The organism is Pleomorphomonas sp. PLEO, from assembly GCF_041320595.1.
Taxonomy (GTDB): domain Bacteria; phylum Pseudomonadota; class Alphaproteobacteria; order Rhizobiales; family Pleomorphomonadaceae; genus Pleomorphomonas.
Window position 1 is genome coordinate 835,545 of record NZ_CP166625.1, and the last position, 24,715, is coordinate 860,259.

General features: G+C 64.1%; 23 protein-coding genes. 16 read left to right on the forward strand and 7 right to left on the reverse strand.

Annotated features, from left to right (window positions below; genetic code table 11):
- Positions 1-102: 102 nt before the first annotated feature.
- Complete coding sequence (locus tag AB6N07_RS03625) at positions 103-2,121, reverse strand: methyl-accepting chemotaxis protein (protein ID WP_370676447.1); 2,019 nt, start codon at positions 2,119-2,121, stop codon at positions 103-105.
- A 220-nt stretch (positions 2,122-2,341) separates the two neighbouring features.
- The gene (locus AB6N07_RS03630) at positions 2,342-3,301 is read right to left on the reverse strand and encodes a 2-hydroxyacid dehydrogenase (RefSeq protein ID WP_370676448.1); all 960 of its coding nucleotides are present in this window, start codon (positions 3,299-3,301) and stop codon (positions 2,342-2,344) included.
- Between the two features lie 147 nt (positions 3,302-3,448).
- On the opposite strand from AB6N07_RS03630, the gene AB6N07_RS03635 reads away from it, so the two are divergent.
- The 3 genes from AB6N07_RS03635 (at position 3,449) to AB6N07_RS03645 (ending at position 8,238) form a co-directional block, all read left to right on the forward strand.
- A complete protein-coding gene (locus tag AB6N07_RS03635; RefSeq protein ID WP_370676449.1) occupies positions 3,449-4,360 on the forward strand; it encodes an SMP-30/gluconolactonase/LRE family protein in 912 nt (303 codons plus the stop codon).
- 187 nt (positions 4,361-4,547) lie between these two features.
- Positions 4,548-5,570, forward strand: coding sequence for a LacI family DNA-binding transcriptional regulator (locus tag AB6N07_RS03640; RefSeq protein ID WP_370676450.1), 1,023 nt, complete (start codon positions 4,548-4,550; stop codon positions 5,568-5,570).
- A gap of 184 nt (positions 5,571-5,754) precedes the next feature.
- The gene (locus AB6N07_RS03645) at positions 5,755-8,238 is read left to right on the forward strand and encodes a glycoside hydrolase family 2 protein (protein WP_370676451.1); all 2,484 of its coding nucleotides are present in this window, start codon (positions 5,755-5,757) and stop codon (positions 8,236-8,238) included.
- 103 nt (positions 8,239-8,341) lie between these two features.
- On the opposite strand, the gene AB6N07_RS03650 is transcribed toward AB6N07_RS03645, so the two are convergent.
- The 4 genes from AB6N07_RS03650 to AB6N07_RS03665 form a co-directional block, all read right to left on the reverse strand.
- Positions 8,342-9,220, reverse strand: coding sequence for a 3-hydroxybutyryl-CoA dehydrogenase (locus AB6N07_RS03650; protein WP_370676452.1), 879 nt, complete (start codon positions 9,218-9,220; stop codon positions 8,342-8,344).
- Positions 9,221-9,293: 73 nt separating this feature from the next.
- Complete coding sequence (locus tag AB6N07_RS03655) at positions 9,294-10,232, reverse strand: electron transfer flavoprotein subunit alpha/FixB family protein (RefSeq protein ID WP_370676453.1); 939 nt, start codon at positions 10,230-10,232, stop codon at positions 9,294-9,296.
- An 18-nt stretch (positions 10,233-10,250) separates the two neighbouring features.
- Positions 10,251-11,000, reverse strand: coding sequence for an electron transfer flavoprotein subunit beta/FixA family protein (locus AB6N07_RS03660; protein ID WP_370676454.1), 750 nt, complete (start codon positions 10,998-11,000; stop codon positions 10,251-10,253).
- Between the two features lie 255 nt (positions 11,001-11,255).
- Positions 11,256-13,679 (reverse strand): TIGR02302 family protein, encoded by a 2,424-nt coding sequence (locus tag AB6N07_RS03665; protein ID WP_370676455.1) that lies wholly within the window; start codon positions 13,677-13,679, stop codon positions 11,256-11,258.
- A gap of 202 nt (positions 13,680-13,881) precedes the next feature.
- Between AB6N07_RS03665 and AB6N07_RS03670 the strand changes: the two genes are divergently transcribed.
- From AB6N07_RS03670 to AB6N07_RS03680, 3 genes are all read left to right on the forward strand, one after another.
- Positions 13,882-15,039 carry a D-alanyl-D-alanine carboxypeptidase family protein gene (locus AB6N07_RS03670; protein WP_370676456.1) on the forward strand — a complete coding sequence of 386 codons (1,158 nt, stop codon included), beginning with the start codon at positions 13,882-13,884 and terminating at the stop codon, positions 15,037-15,039.
- 26 nt (positions 15,040-15,065) lie between these two features.
- Positions 15,066-16,274 (forward strand): GTP-binding protein, encoded by a 1,209-nt coding sequence (locus AB6N07_RS03675; RefSeq protein ID WP_370676457.1) that lies wholly within the window; start codon positions 15,066-15,068, stop codon positions 16,272-16,274.
- 382 nt (positions 16,275-16,656) lie between these two features.
- Positions 16,657-16,848, forward strand: a complete 192-nt coding sequence (locus AB6N07_RS03680) for a hypothetical protein (RefSeq protein WP_370676458.1) — start codon at positions 16,657-16,659, stop codon at positions 16,846-16,848.
- A gap of 17 nt (positions 16,849-16,865) precedes the next feature.
- Here AB6N07_RS03680 and AB6N07_RS03685 read toward each other — a convergent pair whose 3' ends face one another.
- Positions 16,866-17,501, reverse strand: a complete 636-nt coding sequence (locus AB6N07_RS03685) for a TlpA disulfide reductase family protein (protein WP_370676459.1) — start codon at positions 17,499-17,501, stop codon at positions 16,866-16,868.
- A gap of 30 nt (positions 17,502-17,531) precedes the next feature.
- Here AB6N07_RS03685 and argH point away from each other — a divergent pair, with 30 nt between their 5' ends.
- The 10 genes from argH to ureC all read left to right on the forward strand — a co-directional run bounded on the left by argH (position 17,532) and on the right by ureC (position 24,712).
- On the forward strand, positions 17,532-18,911 hold the full coding sequence (argH, locus tag AB6N07_RS03690) for an argininosuccinate lyase (protein ID WP_370676460.1): 1,380 nt from the start codon (positions 17,532-17,534) through the stop codon (positions 18,909-18,911).
- Between the two features lie 33 nt (positions 18,912-18,944).
- Positions 18,945-19,151 carry a lipoprotein gene (locus tag AB6N07_RS03695; protein WP_370676461.1) on the forward strand — a complete coding sequence of 69 codons (207 nt, stop codon included), beginning with the start codon at positions 18,945-18,947 and terminating at the stop codon, positions 19,149-19,151.
- 10 nt (positions 19,152-19,161) lie between these two features.
- The gene (gene lysA, locus AB6N07_RS03700) at positions 19,162-20,430 is read left to right on the forward strand and encodes a diaminopimelate decarboxylase (RefSeq protein ID WP_370676462.1); all 1,269 of its coding nucleotides are present in this window, start codon (positions 19,162-19,164) and stop codon (positions 20,428-20,430) included.
- A gap of 97 nt (positions 20,431-20,527) precedes the next feature.
- Positions 20,528-21,397, forward strand: coding sequence for an urease accessory protein UreD (locus AB6N07_RS03705; protein WP_370676463.1), 870 nt, complete (start codon positions 20,528-20,530; stop codon positions 21,395-21,397).
- Between the two features lie 14 nt (positions 21,398-21,411).
- The gene (locus tag AB6N07_RS03710; RefSeq protein ID WP_370676464.1) at positions 21,412-21,714 is read left to right on the forward strand and encodes an urease subunit gamma; all 303 of its coding nucleotides are present in this window, start codon (positions 21,412-21,414) and stop codon (positions 21,712-21,714) included.
- Between the two features lie 4 nt (positions 21,715-21,718).
- Positions 21,719-21,961, forward strand: a complete 243-nt coding sequence (locus tag AB6N07_RS03715) for a DUF1272 domain-containing protein (protein ID WP_370676465.1) — start codon at positions 21,719-21,721, stop codon at positions 21,959-21,961.
- Between the two features lie 11 nt (positions 21,962-21,972).
- Entirely contained in the window at positions 21,973-22,278 is a 306-nt protein-coding gene (locus tag AB6N07_RS03720) for an urease subunit beta (RefSeq protein WP_370676466.1), read from the forward strand.
- Positions 22,279-22,334: 56 nt separating this feature from the next.
- Positions 22,335-22,592, forward strand: a complete 258-nt coding sequence (locus AB6N07_RS03725; protein WP_370676467.1) for an AbrB/MazE/SpoVT family DNA-binding domain-containing protein — start codon at positions 22,335-22,337, stop codon at positions 22,590-22,592.
- Positions 22,589-22,984: a PIN domain-containing protein gene (locus AB6N07_RS03730; protein WP_370676468.1), complete on the forward strand. Its 396-nt coding sequence runs from the start codon at positions 22,589-22,591 to the stop codon at positions 22,982-22,984. The genes AB6N07_RS03725 and AB6N07_RS03730 overlap by 4 nt, the downstream gene beginning before the upstream one ends.
- 12 nt (positions 22,985-22,996) lie before the next feature.
- Complete coding sequence (gene ureC / locus AB6N07_RS03735) at positions 22,997-24,712, forward strand: urease subunit alpha (RefSeq protein ID WP_370676469.1); 1,716 nt, start codon at positions 22,997-22,999, stop codon at positions 24,710-24,712.
- Positions 24,713-24,715: the final 3 nt, after the last annotated feature.

Consider the following 24,715-nt stretch of genomic DNA (forward strand, 5'->3'; position numbering starts at 1 on the left):
CAAAAGTGGACACCGGTTTTGCGTCCGGAATTGCGTCTTAACAAGGAGATAGAGGCTACCCGGCGAACCTGAGTTCGTCGGATAGGCTCTAGCACAGACGCGTCAGGCCGCCCGGATGGTGGCGAGGAAGAGCTGGAGTTCGCTCTGCAGACGCTCGGCCTGAGCCGAGAGGGCGTCCGAGGCGTGCAACACTTCCTGCGCGGCAACGGCCGATTCGTTTGCCGCATCGCCGACCTTGACGATATTGTAAGCCACGGTGCTGGTACCCTCCGCTGCCTTCTGCACGGAGTCAGCGATTTCTTGCGTCGCGGTTCCCTGGTCGCGGACCGAGCCGGCCACCGTGTTGGACACTTTCGAGATATGGCCGATGGTCTCGGTGATGCGCATGATGGCGTCGCTGGAATCGGCCGTCGATGCCTGGATCGAGGCCACCTGGGCGCCGATCTCGCTCGTGGCCTTGGCGGTCTGGTCGGCGAGCTGCTTGACCTCGGCGGCGACGACGGCGAAGCCCTTGCCGGCCTCGCCCGCCCGTGCCGCCTCAATGGTGGCATTCAGTGCCAGAAGATTGGTCTGGCCGGCAATGGTGTTGATGAGATCGACCACCGCGCCAATTTTCCGCGCCGCTTCCGACAGCTCGCGCACCTTGGCCGCCGTATCGGAGGCGTCCTGCACGGCTTTCGAGGCCACTTCGGTTGATTCATTCACCTGTCGGCCGATCTCGGCGATCGAAGATGCCAGTTCCTCGGCGGCGGCGGCTACGGTGCCGACGCCGGCAGAGGCCGCTTCGGAGGCCGTGGTTACGGTGGATGCCTTCTGTGTCAGGTCGGCGGAGGACTGGGAGAGGGTCTGGGCCGAGCCGTTGAGCTGGCCAGCGGCGGCGGCCAGCGAGGAGGCAATGCCGCCGACGGTCTGCTCGAACATGTCGGCAAGCTGTTGGACTTCGCTGCGCCTCGACTCGGCCTGCGCCGCCGCATCGGCTTCGCGGGTGGCACGGGCGTCGGCCGCCTGGACAAGGCTCGTTTTGAACACTTCGAGCGCCTCGGCCATGGTGCCGACCTCGTCCTTGCGGCCAAGACCGGGCACCACCGTCCGCAGATCGCCGTCAGAGACCTTTCCCATGGCGTGAGAGATGGCCACGACTGGCCGTGAGATCGAGCGGCCGATCACGAAGGCCAGCGCCACGGCGCCGACCACCGACAGGCCGGCCACGATCAGCAGCGTGCGGCGAATGGTGTCGAGAAGGCTGGTGGTTGCGACGCCGATCGATGTCGATTCGATGGAGGCGGCGGAGCGGACGCTGGCCACCTTGTTGGCGATTGCCGTCGAGGCGTTGAGCAGATCCTTGGAGGTCAGGGTACGGAGATCGGAGGCAATCTGATTGGCCTGACGATAGGCGTCCTGATAGGCGGTCGCGGACTTCAACACCTTGCCGAGCTGAGCTGCCTCCTGCCCTTCGCCGACAGCCTTGATGACCAGATTGAGGCGCTGGACGAGGCCGTTGAAACCGGCATCCGCCGCTTTGAGATCGTCGGCCGTGCCGTTGTTCAGCAATTTGTAAACCGCAAGACGCCCGGCGTTGTACTGCTCGGTTGCCTTGGTGGCGATCGGAATGAGTTCCGGTTTACCCAGCTTATCGACCTTGGAGGAGAAGAACAGCATGTCGTTCTTCAGTTTTTCTCCAAGCGGATCGACGCTGTCATGCACGATCTTCTGTTGGCCGGTCTTGAGCTCGACAAGCTTGGTAAACACGGCGCTGTAGTTGTCGAATAACGACGCGATGGCCGTCATATTGTCCTTGCGAGCGCCTTGGTCGATCTTGCTGATGGCATTGGCGATCGAGGCGCGCGCGGTTTCGGCGGCCGATTTGGCGCCTGACAGTGCCGTTTCGCCGCCGGTTACCAAGTAGGCGTCAACCTTCGCGGTGAGGTCGAGGAAAGCGTAGTCGATGTCGCGCGTCAGCTCCACTTCGTCGACGCGGCTCCGGTGCTGAGCGAAGGAACGCTCGAACGAGCTGATCGAGAAGAGCGATAGGCCGGCGCACGTAATGAGTAACGCAATGACCAGCGCGAAGGCCACGAATACTTTGGAGCCGATGGACAAATTATTGAACAGACGCGCCATCGCTTCTTCTCCCGAGTGCTCGGAAACTTCATTTGTAAGCCTGCGCTTTCCGAGATGCTTACAACTGAACTCAGATCCGCACACAGCCTTGCGTATCAGCTGAGGATAGCAATCGGCTATTAAAGTTTTCCAAACAATAGAGTAGACGACTTCACTTTCTTTATGGTGAAAAATATCAGGTGTTAAATATCTCAATGAGTAAAAGCGCGTGCGTATCGGTTCATCTATGGCGCTGAAGAATGGCGCTCGGCAATGCCTCGCCAGAAAAATGCGCCGCGAGGTTGGAGCGGACCAGCGCGCCCATGGCTTTTCGCGTCGCGATGGTCGCGCTGCCTTGGTGCGGTGACAGCACCACATTGCCAAGGCGGAAAAAGCGCGGGTCTATGGTGGGTTCGCCCAGGAATACATCAAGGCCGGCCCCAGCGATGCTGCCGCTCTCCAGCGCGGTGATCAGCGCCGCCTCATCGATGGTTGTGCCGCGCGAGATGTTGATCAGCAGTCCCTCTCGGCCAAGGGCGGCGATGGTGGGGGCGTCGACGAGGCCTAAGGTGTCGCTCCCACCGGCCACCGCCACCACCAGAATGTCGGCCCAGGCGGCAAGGCTCGCCAGCGTTGGAAACGCCCGCCAGGATGAAGAGGGCTTTGGCGAGCGGTTCCAGTAGCCGATTTCCGTTTCGAAGCTGGCGAAACGTCGTCCAATAGCTTCGCCAATGCGACCGAGCCCGACGATACCCACCTTGCTGCCCGAGACGCTGCCGGTGAGCGGCATGGCCTTTCCCGGCCAGGCTCCGGACCGCACGAAGGCATCGCCATCGACGATGCGACGGGTGAGTGACAGCGTCAGTGCCAACGCCATCTCGGCAACATCGGCGGTGAGAACATCCGGCGTGTTGGTCACGGCGACGTTGCGTCTTGAGGCCGCTTGGAGATCGACCTTATCGTAGCCGACGCCGTAGACGGCGATGAGCTCCAGCGCAGGCAACGCGTCAATCAACGCTGCGTTGGCGCCTCGGCCACCGGAGGTGACCAGGGCGGTGATATCGGTCGCGGTGGCGAGAGTGCCGGGGCCACCGGCTGGCAGCTCGACAAGGTCGTAGGCCGCACGCATCGGCGCGAGATCCCATTCAGGCATCGAGGACACCATCAGAACCTTCGGGCGAGGCGGTAGGGCGACAGACATGGGGCGGACTCCGTTTCGAGGCAAAAGAAACAACCGCCGGGACACGGCTGCGGATCCTTGACGCTTTTCAATAGTATGACGATAGTGCCGTCCCGCAAGCCGGGAGATGGCGGACGCCGCTGGGTGGCGATGCTCTGGGGGGACAGAATGGGCAGCTACGACACGTTCGATAGCCGGTTCGGGTCGCTGGTCATTGGCGCTGCCGCCATCGAAAAACTGTGGACTGGTGGCCGCTGGACCGAAGGCCCCGTCTACGTGCCCGCCGCCAAGGCCGTCGTCTGGTCGGATATCCCCGAGGACCGTATCCTGCGCTACGATGAGACGAGCGGGGCCGTCTCGGTGTTCGAGCATCCTTGCGGCTATCACAATGGCCACACGCTCGACGCATTCGGTCGCATCGTCGCCTGCGAACATGCTGGTCGTCGTATCTCCCGCCTCGGCTTCGATGGCCGCTGGGAAACGATCGTCGACCGGTTCGAGGGCAAGCGCCTCAATTCTCCCAACGACGTCGTGGTCAAGTCGGATGGCAGTATCTGGTTTTCCGATCCGAGTTACGGCATCGATACCGACTACGAGGGCCACGCAGCAGAAAGCGAGATCGGCAGCTGTAACGTCTATCGCCACGACCCGCGAACCGGCGGGACGACGGCGGTGGTGACGGGTATCGATCGTCCGAACGGCCTCGCTTTCTCACCGGATGAGCGCATCCTCTACGTTTCCGACACGTCGCTATCCGACACACCGGCAATCCATGCTTTCTCCGTTGCCGATGACGGACGCACAGTGGGCGAGGATCGGGTATTTGCGGTTTCGGATGCCGGATTCTTCGATGGCTTCCGCCTTGATCGCGCCGGCAACCTCTGGACCTCCAGCGGCGATGGGGTGCGGGTCTACGCGGCCGACGGCACCCTGCTCGGCCGGATCAATGTTCCCGAGACGGTGTCCAACCTTTGTTTTGGCGGCCCCAAACGCAACCGGCTTTACATCACTGCGACCTCGTCGCTTTATGCGGTCTACGTCTACGCAGCGCCCGCTGGCCGGCCGCTGCCTCCGGCATGAGGGTGATATATTCGGGCCAAAAAGCCGTGCGTCAGTAAGAACTATCACCTAAGCCGCGAAGTCGAAACGCGATTTTCTAGTCGATGAGAAGCAGGCTAGCGGTATTCTGAACCAACAAAACTGTCGACAGGCCCATCAAAATCGATATTGATCGGAAGCAATTGACAGTCTCCGGAGTTGACCCAACGTGGGCGATGATCGTGCTCGGCTCAATCTGAAAAGTCTGGCCCGCCACCTCGACCTGTCGATCACTACCGTCAGTCGAGCGTTGCGCAACGGGCCCGAGGTCCGCAAGGAGACCATCGAACGCGTTCAAAAGGCGGCGGCCGAGCTTGGCTATGTCCGAGACGTCGGTGGGTTGACGCTGAGGACCGGCCTTTCCTACTCGATCTGTGTGCTGATGTCGGCGGTGCCGCCGGACGATATCGCCGACACCGGTTCGGTTGGTCTCCTGCAGGGCGTGCATGAAGTGGCACAGGCGGCCGGCTATGCCGTCAGCGCCGTACCGCTCGCCCCGGGTGCCGACCCGATCGAGGCGCTGAAGACCATTATCGACGGTCGGCGCGCCGACGGGCTGATCTTCGACCATACCCTGCCGATGGACCCGCGCGTCCGCTTCCTCCTCGAACGCGACTTTCCCTTCGTTACCTTCGGGCGCACCGAGCTGTTTACGCCGCATGCCTGGTTCGACATCGACGACGAGGATGCGACCTATCGCGCGGTGCGGCATCTCCTGGCAAGTGGCTGCCGACGGATCTGTCTGATCAATCCGCCAACCGAATACATGTTCTCACAATACCGGCTGCGCGGTTATCGCAAGGCACTGGCCGAAGCCGGCATTGACATCGATCCCAGGCTGATCCTCGACCTCGACCTCACGGCCCGGCGTACGCGGGCCTCGGTGAAGGATCTGATGCTGCAGGAAAGCCCGCCCGACGCCTTCATCTGCGTCAACGATATCACCTCGCTCGGCATGATGACCGGCCTTCGCGACATTGGTCTCGACCCGGCCGACTTCGGCTTCTGCGCTTCGACGACCACGCGGCTGATCGAATATGTCGAACCGACGCCGGTGAGCTTCTATTTCCCGCTGCAGGAAGCTGGCCGCCGGTTGACCCGCCTCATGTTGCGCCGCCTCGAGGGCGAAACGGATATCTCCCAGTTGCAGGAATTGGCCGTGGCCGAGATGCACGTGCCGACACGGCGGTGACCTTCGGCCGAACGGCGAGGCATGTCAGCTACCAGATCGGGTGGTTTCTCGTTCCCGCAATCGTTTCGTTTGCCCGACTAGATCGGCCGGGTTATGGTATTGCGATTCCCCAGCGTGTGTCGCTCCGCGGGGGAAGGGGCGCCCGTGCCTGAGGAGCAGCGGCTACCGAATCTCGAGACAATCAATGGCTGACCTCGTCAATCGCGCTTCCGCGAAAGACCTCGCAGGAAACTGGACGCTTCACGCGGCGGATGAATCGATTTCCGTACCGTTTCCCTTGCCGGGCGATGCGCTCTCGGCGCTGATCGCCGCTGAAATCCTGCCTGACCCTTACGTCGGCGAGAATGAGCTGTTGGTGCGCTGGCCGGCCGAGCGCGATTGGATCGCCCGCCGCACCTTCTCAATGGACGCCGAAGCGCTCGCCCACCCCTGGGCGATCTATGTCGACGGTCTCGATACCGTTGCCGAGGTGCGGATCAACGGCCAGCTGGTCCTCGCGGCGGCCAACATGTTCCGCCCGCATCGGGCCGATGTCGGCGACGCGTTTCGAAACGGCGACAACCAGATTGAGATTCTCTTCCGCTCCAACGTTGTCGCCGCGGCCGAGGCGGCGGCCAAGCAGCCCTACGAGCAACCCTATAGCGCGCAGATGCAGGCAACGCCGCACATCAATCTTCTGAGGAAGGTGCAATGTCACGCGGGTTGGGACTGGAATATCGCCATGATGCCCTTCGGCCTCTATGGCGACATTCGTCTGGAACGCGCCGACCTGCCGACTATTGACTACGTTCAGCACCGCCAGCGCCATGACGTGGATACCGGGGCGGTCGACGTCGATGTCGAAGTTCGGATCGAAGCGAAGACGACTGGTGAGGAACTGCTCACCGTGGAGCTGGGCGGCGAAAAGGTCACCCTGCAGGTCAGCTGCGCGGCCGGTACCACCGTTGCTTGCGCGACGTTGCGCCTTGAAAATCCTCGCCTCTGGTGGCCCGTGGGCTCGGGTGGGCAGCCGCTTTATGATTTGACCGTTACCCTCGGCGGCGCGGCGCATCGGCAGAGGATCGGTCTCCGCCGCCTTGAGATGATAACCAAGCGCGATGAGATCGGCATACCGCTGACGGTCCGCGTCAACGGCCTCGATCTGTTCTGCCGCGGTGCCAACTGGATTCCCGGTGACGCATTGCCCTCGCGCATCACGCCGGAAACGGTGCGGCCGCTGCTCGAGGACGCCGTCGCTGTCGGCATGAATATGCTGCGTATCTGGGGCGGCGGCCAATACGAGCCCGACTGGTTCTATGACCTCTGCGACGAACTGGGCATTCTGATCTGGCAGGACATGATGTTTGCCTGCGCCCTCTATCCGGCCGACAGCATTTTCCTCGCCGAGGTCGATCGTGAGATCGAGCATCAGGTGCGGCGGCTGTCGCATCACGCTTCGATCGCCCTCTATTGCGGCGATAACGAAGTGATCGGTGCCCTCACCTGGTTCGAGGTGGCGCGCGCCAATCGCGACCGCTATCTGGTCGCCTACGATCGGCTGAGCCGGACAATCGAATTGGCCGCCAACCGCGCCGACCCTGACCGCCTGTTCTGGCCGTCGTCGCCGTCGAAGGGACCGATGGACTTTGGCGATGCCTGGAAGGCGGAAGGCTCCGGCGACCAGCACATGTGGGACGTCTGGCACGCCGGCAAATCCTTCTCAGCCTATCGTGGTGTGCGGCCGCGTTTCGCCTCGGAATTCGGTTTCCAATCCTTCGTGTCGCTGCCGACGCTGCGCCGGTACATCGACGAGGAGGATCTCGACATCGCCTCGCCGGCCATGGAGCTGCACCAGAAGAACGCTGGCGGCAACGCCCGCATCGTCGAGACCATTTCGCGCTACTTCCGCTTCCCGAAGAACTTCGAGAACGTCGTCTACCTCAGCCAGGTCCAACAGGGCCTTGCCATGAAGACCGCCATCGACTTCTGGCGGTCGATCAAGCCGGAGTGCATGGGCGCTCTCTACTGGCAGCTCAACGATACCTACCCGGTGGCCTCCTGGTCATCGATCGAATATGGCGGTCGCTGGAAACTGCTGCATTCGATGGCAAAGCACTTCTTCGCCCCGGTCAACGTGATAGCGATCTCGTCGGAGGACGCCGCCACGGTGGGGCTGTTCGCGGTCAACGACACGCCCTCGGAAGTGGTGGTGGCCGGTAATGCCTTCTGGCTTTCGGTCGACGGATCTCGCCGGCCGGCCGGCGAGTTCATGAAAACGGTGTCGATCGACCGGGCGATTTCGCTGTTGACCGTTCCGGCCAACGGCACGCCCGATGAAGTGCTTGTTTTCAACTGGAGCGATCCGACCGGCGAGCATGCCGATCATCATGCGGTTTCACCCTATAAGGCATTGCGCCTTCGCGACCCGGGCCTCGTCGTCGAGGCGGCAAAGCGCGGCGTGGGCGAGTGGTGCTTCACCATCACCGTCACCGCGCCCGCCTTCTACGTGACGCTGGAGACCGATCCCTATGGAGTCTTTTCCGACAACGCGGTTCTCGTGACGCCGGAGAAGCCGGCGCAGATCATCTGGACATCGCGTTCGGGCGACGTCGATCCGGTCGACACTCTCGTGGTGCACGATCTGCGTTCGAGCTACCGGCCGACCGAGATCGTCATTCGCAGGGCGTGATCGGAAAATTATCGGCAAAAAATAGCCCCCTGTTCCTCTCGTTGGAAACGAGGAACAGGGGGCTATGCTTTGAAAAGCTCTGTGTCGGCTCGTTGGGTCGAGTTCAGCGCGTCGGCACCGGCGTTGCGCCGCGGTAGTCGTAGAAACCGCGCTGCGTCTTGCGGCCGAGCCAGCCGGCCTCGACATACTTCACCAGCAGCGGGCAGGGGCGATACTTGCTGTCGGCAAGGCCGTCGTGCAGCACCTGCATGATGGAGAGGCAGGTATCGAGGCCGATGAAGTCGGCGAGCTGCAGCGGTCCCATCGGGTGGTTGGCGCCGAGACGCATGGCGGTGTCGATGGAATCCACCGTGCCGACGCCCTCATAGAGCACGTAGATCGCCTCGTTGATCATCGGCAACAGGATGCGGTTGACCATGAAAGCGGGGAAATCTTCGGAGACGGCGACCGTCTTGCCGAGCTTCGAGACGAAATTGCGCGCTGCCTCGAAGGTCTCGTCCTCGGTGGCGATGCCGCGCACCAGTTCGACGAGCTGCATCACCGGCACCGGGTTCATGAAATGGATGCCGATGAAGCGTTCGGGCCGGTCGGTCGAGGCGGCGAGGCGGGTGATGGACACCGACGACGTGTTGGTGCCGATCATCGCTTCCGGCTTAAGCTCCGGACAGAGCTGGGAGAGCGCCTTGCGCTTGATGGTTTCGTTCTCGGTTACCGCCTCAATGACAAGGTCGGTGTCGGAAAACCCCTCGAGGTCGGTCAGCAGCTTGATGTGGGAAAGAGCTTCCCGGCGCTGTTCCTCGGTGATCTTCTTGGAGGCGACCTGACGGCCGAGGTTGGCCGAAACGACGTTGAGGCAAGCCTCCAGCCGATCGCGCGCGATGTCGTAGAGCCCGACGTCGAGACCTGCGAGAGCACAGACATGCGCAATGCCGGAGCCCATCTGACCCGCGCCCATGACGCCGATCGACCTGATTTCAACCATTGAAGTCCTCGAGCCTCTCGGTGCGCTACCGGTCCGCGGCGCGCTCCTGTGACAAGTATCAGGGCATTCTAGCTCAACCGAGAGCTTTCGTCAGCTCCGGCACGAGCTCGAACAGATCGCCGACGAGGCCGTAGTCGGCAACCTGGAAGATCGGCGCCTCCGCGTCCTTGTTGATGGCAACGATGATCTTTGCGTCCTTCATGCCAGCGAGGTGCTGGATGGCACCGGAAATGCCGATGGCGACGTAAAGGTCTGGCGATACCGCCTTGCCGGTCTGGCCAACCTGCCAGTCGTTGGGAGCGTAGCCGGCGTCGACGGCGGCGCGGCTGGCACCCACCGCCGCGCCAAGGCGATCGGCCAGCGGCAGCAAGACGGCCTTGAACTGCTCTTCCGAGCCGAGCGCTCGCCCACCCGATACCACCACCCGCGCTGAGGTCAGCTCAGGGCGGTCGGCCGTGGAGAAGGCGTCGCGGACAAAAGTCGAAAGGCCGGGATCGGCCGGCACGGCAACCGCCTCGACCGGGGCCGGCGTCCTGTCTTCCACCGGTGTTGCCCGGAACGAGGCGGTACGAACGGTGATGAGGCGGATCGGATCGGCGGAGCGCACGGTGAGCAAAGCATTGCCGGCATAGGTCGGCCGCTCGAAGGTGTCGGGCGCCAGCACGGCGGTGATGTCGGAGATCTGCATCACGTCGAGCAGGGCGGCGGCGCGCGGCAGAGCGTTTTTGAAGGTCGACGTCGACGGGGCCACGACGGCGGAGTAGGCCGGAGCGAGCGACACGATGAGAGCCGCAAGCGGCTCGGCGAGGCCGTGGCCGAGCGCCGGTGCTTCGGCGATCAGCACGCGGCTGACGCCCTTGAGCTTGCTTGCCTCGGCTGCGGCGCCGGCGAGGTCATCGCCGGCCACCAGCACGTGGATATCGTCACCGATGGCCAGCGCCGCGGTCAGTGCCTTCAGCGTGGCGTCCTTGATGGAAGCGCCGTCGTGGGCAGCGAGGAGAAGAGTGGTCATTCTGTTCGCTTGCCTTTCTCAGAGAACGCCGGCTTCGGTCTTCAGATGCTCGACCAGTTCGGCAACCGAGGCGAGGCGGCGGCCGGCCGGCCGGCTTGGCGGCTCGGCAGTCTTCAGCACCGTCAAACGGGGCGTAAGATCAATACCATATTGAAGGGCCGGCCTGAGATCGATCGGCTTCTTCTTGGCTTTCATGATGTTTGGCAGCGAGGCATAGCGCGGCTCGTTGAGGCGGAGATCGGCGGTGACGACCGCCGGAAGCGCAAGGCGCACCGTCTGCAGGCCGCCGTCGACTTCACGCGTCACTTCGATACCGCCATCGCCGAGAACCAGTTTGGAGGCGAATGTGCCCTGTGGCCAACCCAGAAGAGCGGCCAGCATCTGACCGGTCTGGTTGCTATCGTCGTCGATGGCCTGCTTGCCGAGGATGACGAGGCCGGGCGCTTCCTCGGCGACGATCGCCTTCAGAAGCTTGGCGACGGCGAGTGGCTCGACGATGCCCTCCGCCTCGAGAACGATGCCGCGGTCGGCGCCCATGGCGAGCGCGGTGCGCACCGTTTCCTGTGCCTCCTTCGGGCCGATCGATACGGCGACCACCTCGCTAGCGACGCCGGCCTCGCGCAGGCGCAATGCTTCCTCGACGGCGATCTCGTCGAAGGGATTCATCGACATCTTGACGTTGGCTAGATCGACGCCGGAACCGTCGGCCTTGACTCGGATGTTGACGTTGTAGTCGACCACCCGCTTCACGGGCACGAGAATCTTCATCGGGACCATCTCTCCGGACCAATGGGACGACGGCCGAAACGGCCTGTAGCGGGCAAATTTCGAGCGCGAGGCGTGACCGTAGCGGCCGTCCGGGCCGTCGTCAACGGCAGGTCTTGGCTGTCTTTTTCCCGCTTCGATCCCAGGCGGCAGCTCCGCCGTCTTGGCTTTCGCGCTTCGCGCGGGCGCCGCTTGGCGCCTGAAGCCGCTGGTCGCGGCTTCGGTGATCGTTCTGCTATGTCTGTCCCTAGAGATCGGTCAGAAGGGAGCGATCAGCCGGCGGAGATAGTCGAGTTCAAGCGCTGGCCGGCTGGGATCGGCGTAGCGGCGGCGCAACTCCTCGAGAAGCCGGCGCGCGCGCTGTACCTCGATCTCTCCGGGTACCTTGGTATCGTCGCCGAAGTCGGGGCCGCGCCGGCCCGTCGGTCGGCCGAGCGGATCAGTTCCACCCTCGCGGACGCCGGCGGTACCTTGCCCCTGGCTGCGCATCATTTCGCGGGCACCGCGCCTCAGGGCATCGAGGGCGGTGCCCTGATTGCCGACGGCGGATTCGGTATTTCCGGCGCCAAGGTCGCGGCCGGCGTCCTGCATGGCGCGGCCAGCCCCCTCAAGCCCGCTTTTCCCGTCTTTTTCGCCACCTTGTTTGGAAAGGCCGGACATAATGTCCTCAAGGCGGCGGGACAGTTCGGATTGTTGGCGCTCGAGCTCGTTAAGCGCCTTCTGGTCATCACCTTGGTCGCCGAACTCCTCGCCGGTGTACCCATCCGGCGTCAGCTTATGAGTCCGGTTCTGCAATTCCTGCTGCCGGCGGATGATATCGGCGAGGGCGTCCAGCGTCGGGTCGCTGGCGCCGCCGGCCTTGGGCTGGGCGAACTGCAGGCCGGACAGGATGTCGTCGAGCTGTGACAACAGCTCGGAGGCCGCGTCGCGCTCGCCGAGTTCACCGAGCTGCCGCATGCGGTCGATAAGCTTCTTGAGATCGTCGCCGGTGACGCGCTGGCCGCCTTGTTGGGCGAGATCGCCCAGGCGGGAAGGATCAGTAGCCGCCGCTTCGGCCATCGATTTCAGATAATCGTCGAGAGCGGCCTTTAGGTCTTCGCTGAGGCGGGCGATCTCCTGCGGTGAGGCTCCGTCCGCCAGCGCCTTCTTCAAGGCTTCGCGCGCGGCGGCCAGCCGTTCGGCGGCTGGTGCAAGGTCCCCGGCCTCGATGGCAAGGGCCATCTGCCAGAGATAGTCGAGCACCGGCTTGAGCTCGGCGTCGTTTCGCGCGGCAAGGATGCTATTGCGGGCGACGCGCAGGCCGATGATCTCGCCGGGCTTGTCGATGAAGGCGGCGCCGAGATCGCCCAGTGTTTCGAAGGTGGCCGCCACTGTTCTTGCCCGACTGGCGTCGGAAGCCAGCAACCGTCGTTGTTCGACGATGGCAGCCGCCAGTGGGTTACGGAATGGGCGAGCCGGCAGGTCGATGAGGAGCGGCGGCGTTTCGGTGGCGTGGCCGGCGTCGTCGCGCGCTTCAAGGACAAGGCGAACGCGGCTGCCAGCCAGCGGATGGGTGGTGAGATCAGAAGTCGTTGTGGCGCGGTCTTCGCCCCGGCGAGGCATGGACAACGTCACGTCGGGCAGGGCGACGAGCGGCCTGGCGCCCTCGGTCCCGTCGATCGACAGGATGGCGCGCGCGGCGGCGACCCGATAGTCATCGGAGACGGTATAGACTAGGCGAAGCGCGCCGCGCTCCGTGGCGGCCGGTTGTTCGACGAGGTGAATTTCCGGCGGTGCATCGGCACGGACGGTGATCGGCACGCTCACGGCTGACAGGCCGTCACCGGTCAGCGTCAGTTGGCCGGAGGTCGTCAGGCGATGCTCGTAGGCGGCTTGGCCTGGGGCGGGTGCTCGTGCGTCGAGTACGACTGGCGGCTTGCCGTCGACGGCGAATGCGACTGTCGGGGAACCGACGCCGGCGAGCCGCACGGCGAGTGTGGTTCCCGCCGGCAGCGTAACCGCTTGGCTGTCCGGCGCGCTGACCGCGCCGTTCGCCGTCGTCACCAGGGCGCGCGGGGTAAGGCCGGTGTAGGTCGGCGGATTCGCCCAGACATCAACGCGGATATCCGCTGGCGTGACGGCCGGTAGCCGGAAGATGGCCCTTACCGGCCCGACGTGGTCGGACGTGGCAAAGAAGCCAACGACGACCAGCAGGAACACCGCCGCCCGAAGGGCATGCGGATCGGCGCGGTCGAGGCGTGGCGACGGCGGGCGCGGCCTCAGAGTCTCGAGATTCGCCGAAAGGCGGCGGCGATGAGCTCGCCAGAGCGCGTCGGCAAGACTGTCGCCCGCGGTTGCCGGCCGGTCGAGGAAGGCGCTGAGGGGGTGGTGCGGCACGCCGCGTTCGAGCCGGTCGGCCGCTTGCCGCCGATCGGGCCAGGGCGTCCGCAAGAGGTGGACGATCGCGGCCAGCAGACCCGCCGCGAAAACGCCGGCACCGATAAGGCGAAGGGCGGCCGGCAAGCGCTCGAAGGTACCGAGCCAGGCGAGGGCCAGGAACGCACCGAGCACCGAAAGCACCAGCGCAAGGCGTGGCCACAGCCGCTCCCAAGCGAGCGAAAGGCCGGAAAGCGCCACGGCGCGGGCGGTGGCGATCGGCAAATCGCTGTTCCGGTCCTCGGGCCGGTGCGGTCCTTCTGTCATCGAGCCTTTCCCGCAGCCTGTCGGCGCCTGTGTCGTTCCAATCACTTTAGGGGGGAAATGGGTCGAAGATAAGAGTGTCGCCGCATTCTGGCCGCCTTCGAAAGACATTCGGAAGGCGCCGGTCGTCTCGCGCCTTTGCGGAGAACACGACCTTCGGCTAAGATCATCCGTCCGTGGACGTCTGTTTTCCGGGAAGAAAGCCTTGCCGACGATTTCCGGCCCGTGTGGCCGCACACGCCGCCTTTTGCGTCTTGCCGCTACGCTGCCGCTATTCCTGAGTCTTGCTGGCGGCGCCGGCGCCGCTCCGTATCTTTCGGTCGATCTCGCCACAGGCGCGGTGTTGGCCGAGAATCAGAGCTTCGACCCTTGGTTTCCGGCTTCGATCACCAAACTGATGACCGTCTATGTGACGCTTTCTGCCATCAAAGCGGGTGAGATTCGGGGTGATTCGGGTGTGGTCATGACACCGGAATCGACGCGCGAGCAGCCATCGAAAATGGGTTTCAAGCCGGGAACGGTGCTCACCATCGATACGGCGCTCCGGATCATCATGGTGAAGTCGGCCAACGATGTCTCCTATGCGCTGGCCGAACGTGTCGGCGGCAACCTGCAGGGCTTCGTCGATCGCATGAACGCCGCGACGCGGACGCTCGGCATGGCCAACACGCGATTTTCCAATGCCAACGGCCTGCCGAATCCCAACCAGTGGACGACGGCTCGCGACTACGCCCTGCTTGCTCGCACCCTTCTCAAGGACTTTTCCGGCTATCGGGAACTCTACCGGACGACGGCGCTGTCGCTCGGCGGCAAGGTCATTCAGAATCATAACAATCTGCTTGAGCGCTATCCCGGCGCCGACGGTATGAAGACGGGCTTCATCTGCTCGTCTGGCTTCAACGTCGTGGCGACGGCGACGCGCAACGGCCGCCAGATTCTCACCATCGTGCTCGGCGGAAAGACGGCGCGGGAGCGCGACGAACTGGCAGCCAGCCTGCTCGAGACATCGTTCCGGACGCCCGCCACGGCGGCTTCGGTGACGCTCGACCGGCTGACTCCACGTGGACCGGTGGCCGCGACCGTCGCCGACATTCGCGATCTCGCCTGCCCCAAACGCAAGAAGGGCGCCAAGGCGCCGGTCGGCGAGGACCTCGGTGATGGCGATGACCAGCCGGCGAGCTATCTGGTGCCGCGCTTCAAGGTGATGGATCCGGTTCCCATCAGCCTCGGTGGCGCCAGCGATATGCCCGATCCAGTAGAGCCGCCTGTGGTGGAGGCCCAAGCCGGAAAGCCGACCGCCGGAAAGCCAAAAGCCGAGAACGCCGGGGCAGCGCCACGTCCACGGCCCAAGCCCGTTCGCTAAAGTCCAGCAGAAGAGGGTCTCAAGTCTTGCCGGAAGCCGACCGCTCGCGCGGGCCAAAGCCCGCCATCCCCGTCACCATCGTCACCGGCTTTCTCGGCGCCGGCAAAACTTCGCTGCTCAACCGGCTGGTGCGCGATCCGGCGCTGGCCGGAACCGGCTTCATCATCAACGAATTCGGCGAGATCGGCATCGACCATCTGCTGGTCGAAGCGGCCGACGACGGTATCGTCGAGTTGTCGTCTGGGTGTCTGTGCTGCACGGTGCGCGGCGAACTGGTGACGACGCTGGAGAATTTCCTGCGCGGGCTCGATAACGGCCGCATCGATACGTTGAGCCGCATCGTCATCGAGACGACCGGCCTTGCCGATCCGGTGCCGGTGCTCGCCACGCTCACCGCCCATCCCTACCTGTCGCTACGCTATGCCATCGACGGGGTGATCACCGTCGTCGACGCGGTCAACGGCGACCGGACGCTCGACGAGCACATGGAAGCGATCAAGCAGGTCGCCGTGGCGGACCGGCTGGTGATCGCCAAAGCCGATCTTTCCGAAGGCGCGGCGCGGCTGCCCGCCCTGCGCCGGCGACTGGCAGCCCTCAATCCCGGCGCGTTGCTCGTCGATGCCGCCATGGCCGCGCCGGCCGATTTGCTCGGCTGCGGCCTTTATGATCCCACCACCAAGACGGCCGATGTCCGGCGCTGGCTCAATGCCGAGGCGTTTGACGACGCGGGCGAGCACCACCATGACCACGATTGTGACGGTGGAAGCTGCGACCATCCGAGTCACCATCACGACGGGCATCACGATCATCACCACGGGCACGATCACGGGAATGAGGAAAGCCGCCATGACGGCATCAGCGCTTTCTCCCTGGTGTCCGACGAGGCGCTGCCGGCCGGCGCCCTTGAGATGTTTCTTGAACTCCTGCGGGCGGCCCATGGGCCCAAACTTCTCCGTCTCAAGGGGGTGGTGAAGCTCGCCGAGGATCCCGACCGGCCGCTGGTCGTTCATGCGGTCCAGGAACTATTCCATCCGCCGGTTCGCCTTCCGGCTTGGCCGGATGCCGATCGGCGAACGCGGCTCGTCTTCATCACGCATGACCTTGCCGAGGATGAGGTGAAGCGGCTCTTCGACGCCTTTGCCGGCGTGCTCGCCCCGGACACGCCCGACCGGTGGGCAATGACCGATAACCCGCTGGCGCTTCCGGGCTTCACACCACCATCGCGGCGCGGCTAAGCGGCGCGGTGCGGCATATGTAGTTTCCTGTAGGCTGTGAAGCTGCTGGAAAGCTCATGATTTTCACTTTTCAAGCCGCCGAGCGGGTGGTTAACAAATTATCCACAGCTTTGATGGGGTACTCGCCGCTTCAAAGTTAACCATGCTGTTGGCGTATCTATCTTTTTTCATTGTCATTTTCGATGTGCATGAAGAACGGCAAGCTTGCGGAGCGGCGGCGTTAATGCTCCGTTAACCATATTGGTTCGATCCTTGGAACCGGAGTGGTCGGGCGCTGTGGGGAGCGCTACGAACTCCCGACCAAGACGGGATTGAAAACGTGCTGACAACCCTCGCAAAGCCGGAATCGTTCCTGTTTTCATGGATGGACGGAGACCACGCAGTGGTTGTCCGCATCGTGGAGATTTCGCACCCGCGAGCGGTGGCTCGCTTCCGGGCGATGAGCACAACCGAACGTCGCAGGGCGACCGTCAGCCGTTCGGAAGGACGCGACGTCGATCAACTCGAGCGCGTCGGCGAGTGGTTCGAGCGTTTTCTGCCGCGCTTCGGCTTCGCCGGCCGCAGTCACGCTTAATAGCCATCAGCCCCGTCTCAATCGGGCTTGGCCACGGCCTCGATCAGCGCCAGCGCCGCGGGCGAATCCCATTTGGCCGGCCCGGCCAGCGAGGCCAGCACACAGCCTTGGCGGTTGACGACGAAGGTGGTGGGCAGGCCCAAAACCAATCCTTTGGATTTTAGCTCGTTGAAGGCCCGCATCTCCGGATCGCGCAGGTCGATCAGCGATGTGGCGCCGATCTCTTTGAGAAAGCGGGTCGGCCTGTCCTGGCCACCGACGTCGACATTGAGTGCCACCACCGAAAAGTCGGGACGCCCACGCTTTTCTTGCAGCGCCTGTAGATGCGGCATTTCGGCGCGGCAGGGAACGCACCAGGTCGCCCACATGTTGAGGATGAGCGTTTGGCCGGCCAGCTCCGAGACGTGGCGCTCCCCGCCGTCAGGCGTACGCAGGGCGAGGTCGGAAAAATCGGCCGGTGTATCGGCGGGCAACAGGGCCGCCAGTTCGCCGGTGGCGAACGGCCTCAACGCCGCCGCCTTCGGCGCCGCGGCGGCGCAGCGACCGCCGCTCTCGACAGCGCCCCTCTCCGTCACGTATACCGCAGCAAGGCCGGCGGCCACCGCAACGATCGCAATCGCGGCGAACACGTGGCGGGAAGGCTTGAACGGCATTGACCGATCCTCGTTCCTGGAGTGGACCCAATGAGCAACCGCATGTGGGGCGGCCGGTTTTCGGCCGGGCCGTCTGCGATCATGGAGGAGATTAACGCCTCCATCGACTTCGACCGGAAGCTCTACGCCCAGGATATCGCCGGCTCCAAGGCGCATGCCGAAATGCTCGCCGCCCGTGGCATTATTTCCATGGATGACGCCGGCAAGATCGCCGAAGGCCTCGACGCGATCAAGGCCGAAATCGACAGCGGCAGTTTCACCTTCTCGCGAGCCCTCGAGGACATCCACATGAATGTGGAATCGCGCCTCAAGGATCTGATCGGGGTCGCGGCCGGGCGTCTGCACACCGCGCGTTCGCGTAACGACCAGGTGGCAACCGACTTCCGCCTGTGGGTGCGCGACATCCTCGATCACGTCGACGGCCAGCTCGCCGATTTGATGCGGGCGCTGGTCAAGCGGGCCGGCGAGCACGCCGATACGGTGATGCCCGGCTTCACGCACCTCCAGTCGGCGCAGCCGGTGACCTTCGGTCATCACCTGATGGCTTATGTCGAGATGCTGTCCCGCGACCGTGGCCGCGTGCAGGACGCGCGGCGCCGCCTCAACGAATGTCCGCTCGGCGCGGCGGCGCTGGCCGGCACCTCGTTCCCGATCGATCGCCACAGGACAGCGGCCAGCCTCGGCTTCGACCGCCCCACCGCCAACTCGCTCGATAGCGTCTCCGATCGCGACTTCGCACTCGAGGCGATGGCGGCTGCCTCGATCATCTCGGTGCATTTGTCGCGGCTTGCCGAGGAGATCGTCATCTGGTCGTCGGCGCAGTTCGGCTTCGTTCGGCTTTCGGATGCCTTCTCGACTGGCTCCTCGATCATGCCACAGAAGCGCAACCCGGACGCCGCCGAACTGGTCCGCGCCAAGACCGGCCGCATCATCGGCGACATGAACGCGCTGTTGATCATCATGAAGGGGCTGCCGCTCGCCTACCAGAAGGACATGCAGGAGGACAAGGAACAGGCCTTCGACTGTTTCGAGAGTCTCTCCCTGGTGCTTGCCGCCATGACCGGCATGGTCGACGACCTCGTGCCCAATGTGGCCCGTATGGCCGCCGCCGCCGGCTCGGGGTTCTCCACAGCCACCGATCTTGCCGATTGGCTGGTGCGCGTGCTCGGACTGCCGTTCCGCGACGCTCATCATGTCACCGGTCGCCTGGTGGCGATTGCCGCCGAGCGCGGCATCGAGCTGTCGGACATCCCGCTCGCCGACATGCAAACGGTGCATGACGGCATCACCGAAGCGGTTTACGATGTGCTCACCGTCGAGAATTCCGTCCGCAGTCGCACGTCCCACGGCGGTACGGCGCCCGACAATGTGCGGGCGGAGGTGAAGCGCTGGACGGAGCTGCTCGACTGAGGATACCCTCTTCGAAGCAAACGGATCGAGGACATGATGGTGCTGCGTGTCGGGATGATAATGTTGATGGTCGGCCTCGCGGTCGCCGGCTGTGGCCGGAAAGGGCAGCTCGATTCGCCGAAATCGGCGAAATCGACGGCCGAGACCGAGGCCCCCGCCACTAACGATCCGGGCGCGATAAAGCCTGTCGAAGAGCCGGCAAAGCCTCAAAAGCCTTTCATCCTCGACGGTCTCATCTGAGGGGGTCCGGTTGCATCACTTCAGCTATCGCGGCGGCGTACTCCACGCTGAGGACGTCGCGGTGCCCGCCATTGCGGCGGCGGTCGGAACGCCCGTCTATATCTATTCCTCGGCCACCATCGCCCGCCATTTCCGGGTGTTTCGCGAGGCATTGGGCGATGAGCGGTCGCTCGTCTGCTATGCGCTGAAGGCCAACTCCAACCAGGCGGTGATCGGGACCCTGGCCCGCCTCGGCGCCGGCGCCGATGTTGTTTCGGAAGGCGAACTCCGCCGGGCGCGCGCCGCCGGCATTCCGGCCGACCGAATCGTCTTTTCCGGTGTGGCCAAGACGGTGCGCGAGATCGAGTATGCCCTCGCCGAGGGCATCAAGTGCTTCAACGTCGAGAGCGAGCCGGAGCTCGAAAGGCTGTCGGCGGTGGCGAACCGCCTCGGTCGCCGAGCGCCGGTGTCGCTGCGCATCAATCCGGATGTCGATGCCCGCACCCACGCGAAGATCTCGACCGGCAAGGCTGAGGACAAGTTCGGCATTCCCTGGAAGGAAGCGGGACGCGTCTATGCCCGCGCCGCCGCGTTGCCAGGACTCGACGTTGCCGGCATCGATATGCACATCGGCTCGCAGATCACCGACCTCGAACCGTTTGATGCCGCCTTTGGCCGGCTCGGTGAACTGGTGGCGAGCCTGCGTGCCGCCGGTCATGCCATCCGCCATGTCGACCTCGGCGGCGGCCTCGGTATTCCCTATAAGACCGATAACGCGCCGCCGCCCCATCCAGCTGCCTATGTCGAGGTGGTGCGCAAGCACACACGCTCGCTCGATTGCGAAGTGCTGATCGAGCCGGGCCGCTTCATCGTCGGCAACGCCGGCATCCTCGTCACCGAGGTGCAATACGTGAAGCGCGGCAAGGCGAAGACCTTCGTCATCGTCGACGCGGCGATGAACGATCTGGTTCGGCCGACCCTTTACGACGCCTATCACGATATCCGCCCGGTCAATGAGCGAGCGGTCGGCGCCGAGCAGGAGAAAGTCGACGTGGTCGGTCCGGTCTGCGAGAGCGGCGACTATCTGGCACGCGATCGCAATCTGCCGGTGGCCCAGCCGGGCGAACTGTTGGCCGTCTTCTCGGCCGGGGCTTATGGCGCGGTTCAAGCGGGCACTTACAACTCCCGTCTTCTGGTGCCGGAGGTGCTGGTGGATGGGGATCGCTGGGCGGTGGTGCGGCCGCGTCCCTCCTATGATGATCTGATCGGCCTTGATCGCCTGCCGGACTGGCTGATTTAGCGGCTTCATCTGCCCAAGTTTTGGGCTCGCCGGCTGGCGGGCCTTTTGCCACAGTGCCGGGCAGCGTAGCGCTGACCGAAGGGGCATTGGGGGGAGCTTGGCAGTAGTTTCGACCGCAGTGTCGACTCAGAAGGAAACGCCTCGGCTTGAACGGGCCGATGGCGTCGCACGTGTTGCCTTCGCGTTGCGGCAAATTGCCGGACGGGAAGAGACGCGGCTCGCCGATCTCTTCCAGGATGGTTCGGCCAAGGTGCGGTTGCCTAAGGTGTATGATGGTTCGGGGCCGGCCGCCGTCTTTCTCAACAGTGCCGGCGGTGTCACCGGTGGCGATCACCTCACCTTCGAGGCGCGTCTCGGGGCGGGAACGACGGCCACCGTCACCACCCAGGCCGCCGAACGCATCTACCGTCGCTCGGAGGGTGTCGGCCGCATCGAGAACCGGCTGGTCGTCGAGGCCGGGGCGAATGCCCGCTGGCTACCGCAGGAAACGATCATCTTCGATGGCGCCGGCCTTCGTCGCCGCTTCGACGTCGATCTCATGGGCGACGCTCGTCTTATCGCCGTTGAAAGCATCGTGCTCGGCCGCACCGCCATGGGCGAGGAGGTTAACTCCGTCGATCTCTCCGATCATTGGCGCGTCCGGCGCGATGGTCGGCTCGTTTATGCCGACGCCTTGCGCCTTTCGGGCGACAGCCAAGTGATTCTGTCGGGCGGCGCCACTGGTCGCGGCGCCCGTGCCTTTGCCAGTGTGCTGGTAGCCGCGCCCGAGGCGGCGTCTCAGCTCGACCGCGTACGCGAGCTGATCGCGGCACTCGCCCGCGACGGCCTCGAAGCTGGCGCTTCCGTTTTCGATGGCCTCTTGTCCATACGCTGTCTTGCCCTTGACGGGCGCCACCTGCGCGCCATTGTCGAACCCCTGATCGAAACCCTCACCGGCTGGCCGCTGCCGCGCGCCTGGTCGATCTGAGACGAGGAAGACCGATGAATCTGACGCCGCGCGAAAAAGACAAGCTGCTCGTCAGCCTCGCCGCCATGGTGGCCCGCAACCGCCTCGAGCGGGGCGTGAAGCTCAACCATCCGGAGGCGGTGGCCCTTATCTCCGACTACGTTGTGGAGGGAGCCCGCGACGGTCGGACCGTGGCTGAGCTGATGGCGGGCGGTGCCACCGTGCTGCGCCGCGAGCAAGTGATGGAAGGCATCGCCGAGATGATCCACGATGTGCAGGTCGAGGCGACTTTCCCCGACGGCACCAAGCTGGTCACCGTCCACGAACCGATCAGGTGAGCTCATGGCGCTCGAACTTCGTCCCAACTGCGAATGCTGCGATCGTGATCTGCCGCCAGCGGCGGAAGCCTATATCTGCTCCTTCGAGTGCACCTGGTGCCCCGATTGCGCGACGGACGTGTTGAATGGGGTCTGCCCCAACTGCGGCGGCGAATTGGTTCGCCGGCCGGTACGTCCGGCCAACAAGCTCGCCGCCAATCCGGCGTCCACCGTCCGCGTCTTCAAGGGCGCGCCCTGCGCCGCCTGAAAGGAACGATCATGATTCCAGGTGAAGTCATCACTCCCGGCGGTGACATCGAACTCAACGCCGGCAGACCGGCGCCGGTGCTCGACGTTGCCAATTCCGGCGACCGGCCGGTGCAGGTCGGCAGCCACTATCATTTTGCCGAGACCAATCCCGCTCTCATCTTCGACCGCGACAAGGCGCGCGGCTATCGGCTCGACATTCCCGCCGGTACCGCCGTTCGCTTCGAGCCCGGCCAGAGCCGGTCGGTGACCCTGGTGCCCTACGCGGGAAAGCGTGAGGTCTACGGCTTTCGGCAGGCGGTGATGGGGAAGCTCTAAACGCCTTACGTTTTGTGGTATTGTCTGACGAAATCGTATTTTGAAAGGCAAAATCCATGGGTGTCGCAAAGGTGACGTCGAAGAACCAGATCACTATCCCGGCCGATGTGCGAGATGCCTTCGGCGTCGAACCCGGCGATGAGCTGGTGTTTTTCCGCAAGCTCGATGGGGGGTTGGGGGTGCGGGTCAGAAAGATACGGGTCGGCGCCGGTTTTGGTCTGGCTTCCGATGGCACGCGGATGTCCGATCAAGATCTGCGGGAGGCCGTCGGAGAGGCAGTGGCCGAAGGCGTGGCGGAGCGGCTCCGGCAATGAGGGCTATCGATACCAATGTCCTCGTCCGCTACTTACGCAACGACGATCCCACGCAGAGCCCGATCGCTCGCGATCTGATCGACGAGGCGGCCGCATCTGATCCTCTTCTTGTACCAAACGAGGTGTTGGTGGAAATCTTCTGGTTGCTGGCCAAGCGGCAGAAATTCCCGCGCGCCCGGATTGCCGATATTTTGTGGGCGCTTCTGGATAATGCACATCTGGCATTTTCCGATCGTGTCGCCGTGTCGGCGGCCGTCGATGCCTATGCGCAAGGTCCCGCTGGCTTCGTCGACTATTTGATCGCGGCGACGGCCCAAGCGTGCGGCGCCGATTACACCCTTACGTTCGACCGCGAAGCGGCCGGACACGCGAGTTTCAAGCTGCTCTCTTGAGGAGACTGACAGATGCCCTACCGCATGTCCCGCGCTGCCTATGCCGACATGTTCGGTCCTACCGTTGGCGACAAGGTGCGCCTCGCCGATACCGAGCTGTTCGTCAAGGTGGAGAAGGATTTCACCATCTATGGCGAGGAGGTGAAGTTCGGCGGCGGCAAGGTTATCCGCGACGGCATGGGCCAGAGCCAGGCGAGCCGGGCCGAGGGGGCGGTGGACACCGTCATCACCAACGCGCTGATCATCGACCATTCCGGCATTTACAAAGCCGACGTCGGCATCACCGATGGCCGCATTTCCGGCATCGGCAAGGCCGGCAATCCGGACGTCCAGCCGGGTGTCACCATCATCGTCGGTCCAGGCACCGAGGCGATCGCTGGTGAAGGCAAGATCCTCACCGCCGGTGCGCTCGACACCCATATCCACTTCATCTGCCCGCAGCAGGTGGACGAGGCGCTCTATGCCGGCATCACCACCATGCTGGGCGGCGGCACCGGGCCGGCCACCGGCACGGCGGCCACCACCTGCACGCCCGGTCCCTGGCATCTCACGCGGATGATCGAGGCGGCCGAGGGGTTGCCAATGAACCTTGCCTTCTCCGGCAAGGGCAATGCCTCGCTGCCGGCGGCGCTCATCGAGCAGGTCAAGGCCGGCGCCTGCGGCCTGAAGCTGCATGAGGACTGGGGCACCACGCCGGCCGCCATCGACAATTGCCTGTCGGTCGCCGACGAATACGACGTGCAGGTGATGATCCACACCGACACGCTCAATGAGAGCGGCTTCGTCGAGGATACCATCGCCGCCTTCAAGGGGCGCACCATTCACGCCTACCATACCGAAGGTGCCGGCGGCGGTCATGCGCCCGACATCATCAAGGTAGCCGGTCTTCCCAACGTGCTGCCGTCGTCGACCAACCCGACGCGGCCCTACACGCGCAATACGCTCGACGAGCATCTTGATATGCTGATGGTCTGCCATCACCTCGATGGGTCGATCCCCGAGGACGTCGCCTTCGCCGAGAGCCGCATCCGCAAGGAGACCATCGCGGCCGAAGACATCCTGCACGACATGGGCGCCTTCTCGATCATTTCTTCCGACAGTCAGGCCATGGGCCGCATCGGCGAGGTGATCATCCGCACCTTCCAGACGGCGCACAAGATGAAGGTGCAGCGCGGGGCCTTGGCCGAGGACGTCGGCACCGACGCCGACAATTTCCGCGTCAAGCGCTACATCGCCAAGGTGACCATCAACCCAGCCATTGCGCAGGGCCTTTCCAAGCACGTCGGCTCGGTCGAGGTCGGCAAGCTCGCCGATCTCGTGCTGTGGACGCCGGCCTTCTTCGGTGTGAAGCCCGACCTGGTGCTGAAGCTCGGAACCATCGCCGCGGCCGCCATGGGTGATCCCAACGCCTCGATCCCGACACCGCAGCCGGTGCACTACCGGCCGATGTTCGGCGCCTTCGGCAAGGCGATGACCCGTTCGTCGGTCACCTTCGTGTCGCGCTACGCCTACGAGAACGGCATCAAGGAAAAGCTCGGTCTCGATCGCGTCGTGCTACCGGTCGAGAACACGCGCGGCGGCATTTCGAAGGCCTCCTTGATCCACAATTCGGCGACGCCCACCATCGAAGTCGGCCCCGAGACCTACGAGGTGCGAGCCGATGGAGAACTGCTTACCTGCGCGCCGGCCGACGTTTTGCCGATGGCGCAACGCTATTTCCTGTTCTGAGGG

Coding starts and splice junctions, on each gene's coding strand:
- AB6N07_RS03710 (WP_370676464.1), top strand. CDS start 21,412: ATGAATCTGACGCCGCGCGAAAAAGACAAGCTGCTCGTCAGCCTCGCC.
- AB6N07_RS03685 (WP_370676459.1), bottom strand. CDS start 17,501: ATGCCGTTCAAGCCTTCCCGCCACGTGTTCGCCGCGATTGCGATCGTT.
- AB6N07_RS03630 (WP_370676448.1), bottom strand. CDS start 3,301: ATGTCTGTCGCCCTACCGCCTCGCCCGAAGGTTCTGATGGTGTCCTCG.
- AB6N07_RS03725 (WP_370676467.1), top strand. CDS start 22,335: ATGGGTGTCGCAAAGGTGACGTCGAAGAACCAGATCACTATCCCGGCC.
- AB6N07_RS03645 (WP_370676451.1), top strand. CDS start 5,755: ATGGCTGACCTCGTCAATCGCGCTTCCGCGAAAGACCTCGCAGGAAAC.
- AB6N07_RS03625 (WP_370676447.1), bottom strand. CDS start 2,121: ATGGCGCGTCTGTTCAATAATTTGTCCATCGGCTCCAAAGTATTCGTG.
- AB6N07_RS03715 (WP_370676465.1), top strand. CDS start 21,719: ATGGCGCTCGAACTTCGTCCCAACTGCGAATGCTGCGATCGTGATCTG.
- AB6N07_RS03660 (WP_370676454.1), bottom strand. CDS start 11,000: ATGAAGATTCTCGTGCCCGTGAAGCGGGTGGTCGACTACAACGTCAAC.
- AB6N07_RS03650 (WP_370676452.1), bottom strand. CDS start 9,220: ATGGTTGAAATCAGGTCGATCGGCGTCATGGGCGCGGGTCAGATGGGC.
- AB6N07_RS03730 (WP_370676468.1), top strand. CDS start 22,589: ATGAGGGCTATCGATACCAATGTCCTCGTCCGCTACTTACGCAACGAC.
- AB6N07_RS03635 (WP_370676449.1), top strand. CDS start 3,449: ATGGGCAGCTACGACACGTTCGATAGCCGGTTCGGGTCGCTGGTCATT.
- AB6N07_RS03655 (WP_370676453.1), bottom strand. CDS start 10,232: ATGACCACTCTTCTCCTCGCTGCCCACGACGGCGCTTCCATCAAGGAC.
- argH (WP_370676460.1), top strand. CDS start 17,532: ATGAGCAACCGCATGTGGGGCGGCCGGTTTTCGGCCGGGCCGTCTGCG.
- ureC (WP_370676469.1), top strand. CDS start 22,997: ATGCCCTACCGCATGTCCCGCGCTGCCTATGCCGACATGTTCGGTCCT.
- AB6N07_RS03665 (WP_370676455.1), bottom strand. CDS start 13,679: ATGACAGAAGGACCGCACCGGCCCGAGGACCGGAACAGCGATTTGCCG.
- AB6N07_RS03695 (WP_370676461.1), top strand. CDS start 18,945: ATGATGGTGCTGCGTGTCGGGATGATAATGTTGATGGTCGGCCTCGCG.
- AB6N07_RS03720 (WP_370676466.1), top strand. CDS start 21,973: ATGATTCCAGGTGAAGTCATCACTCCCGGCGGTGACATCGAACTCAAC.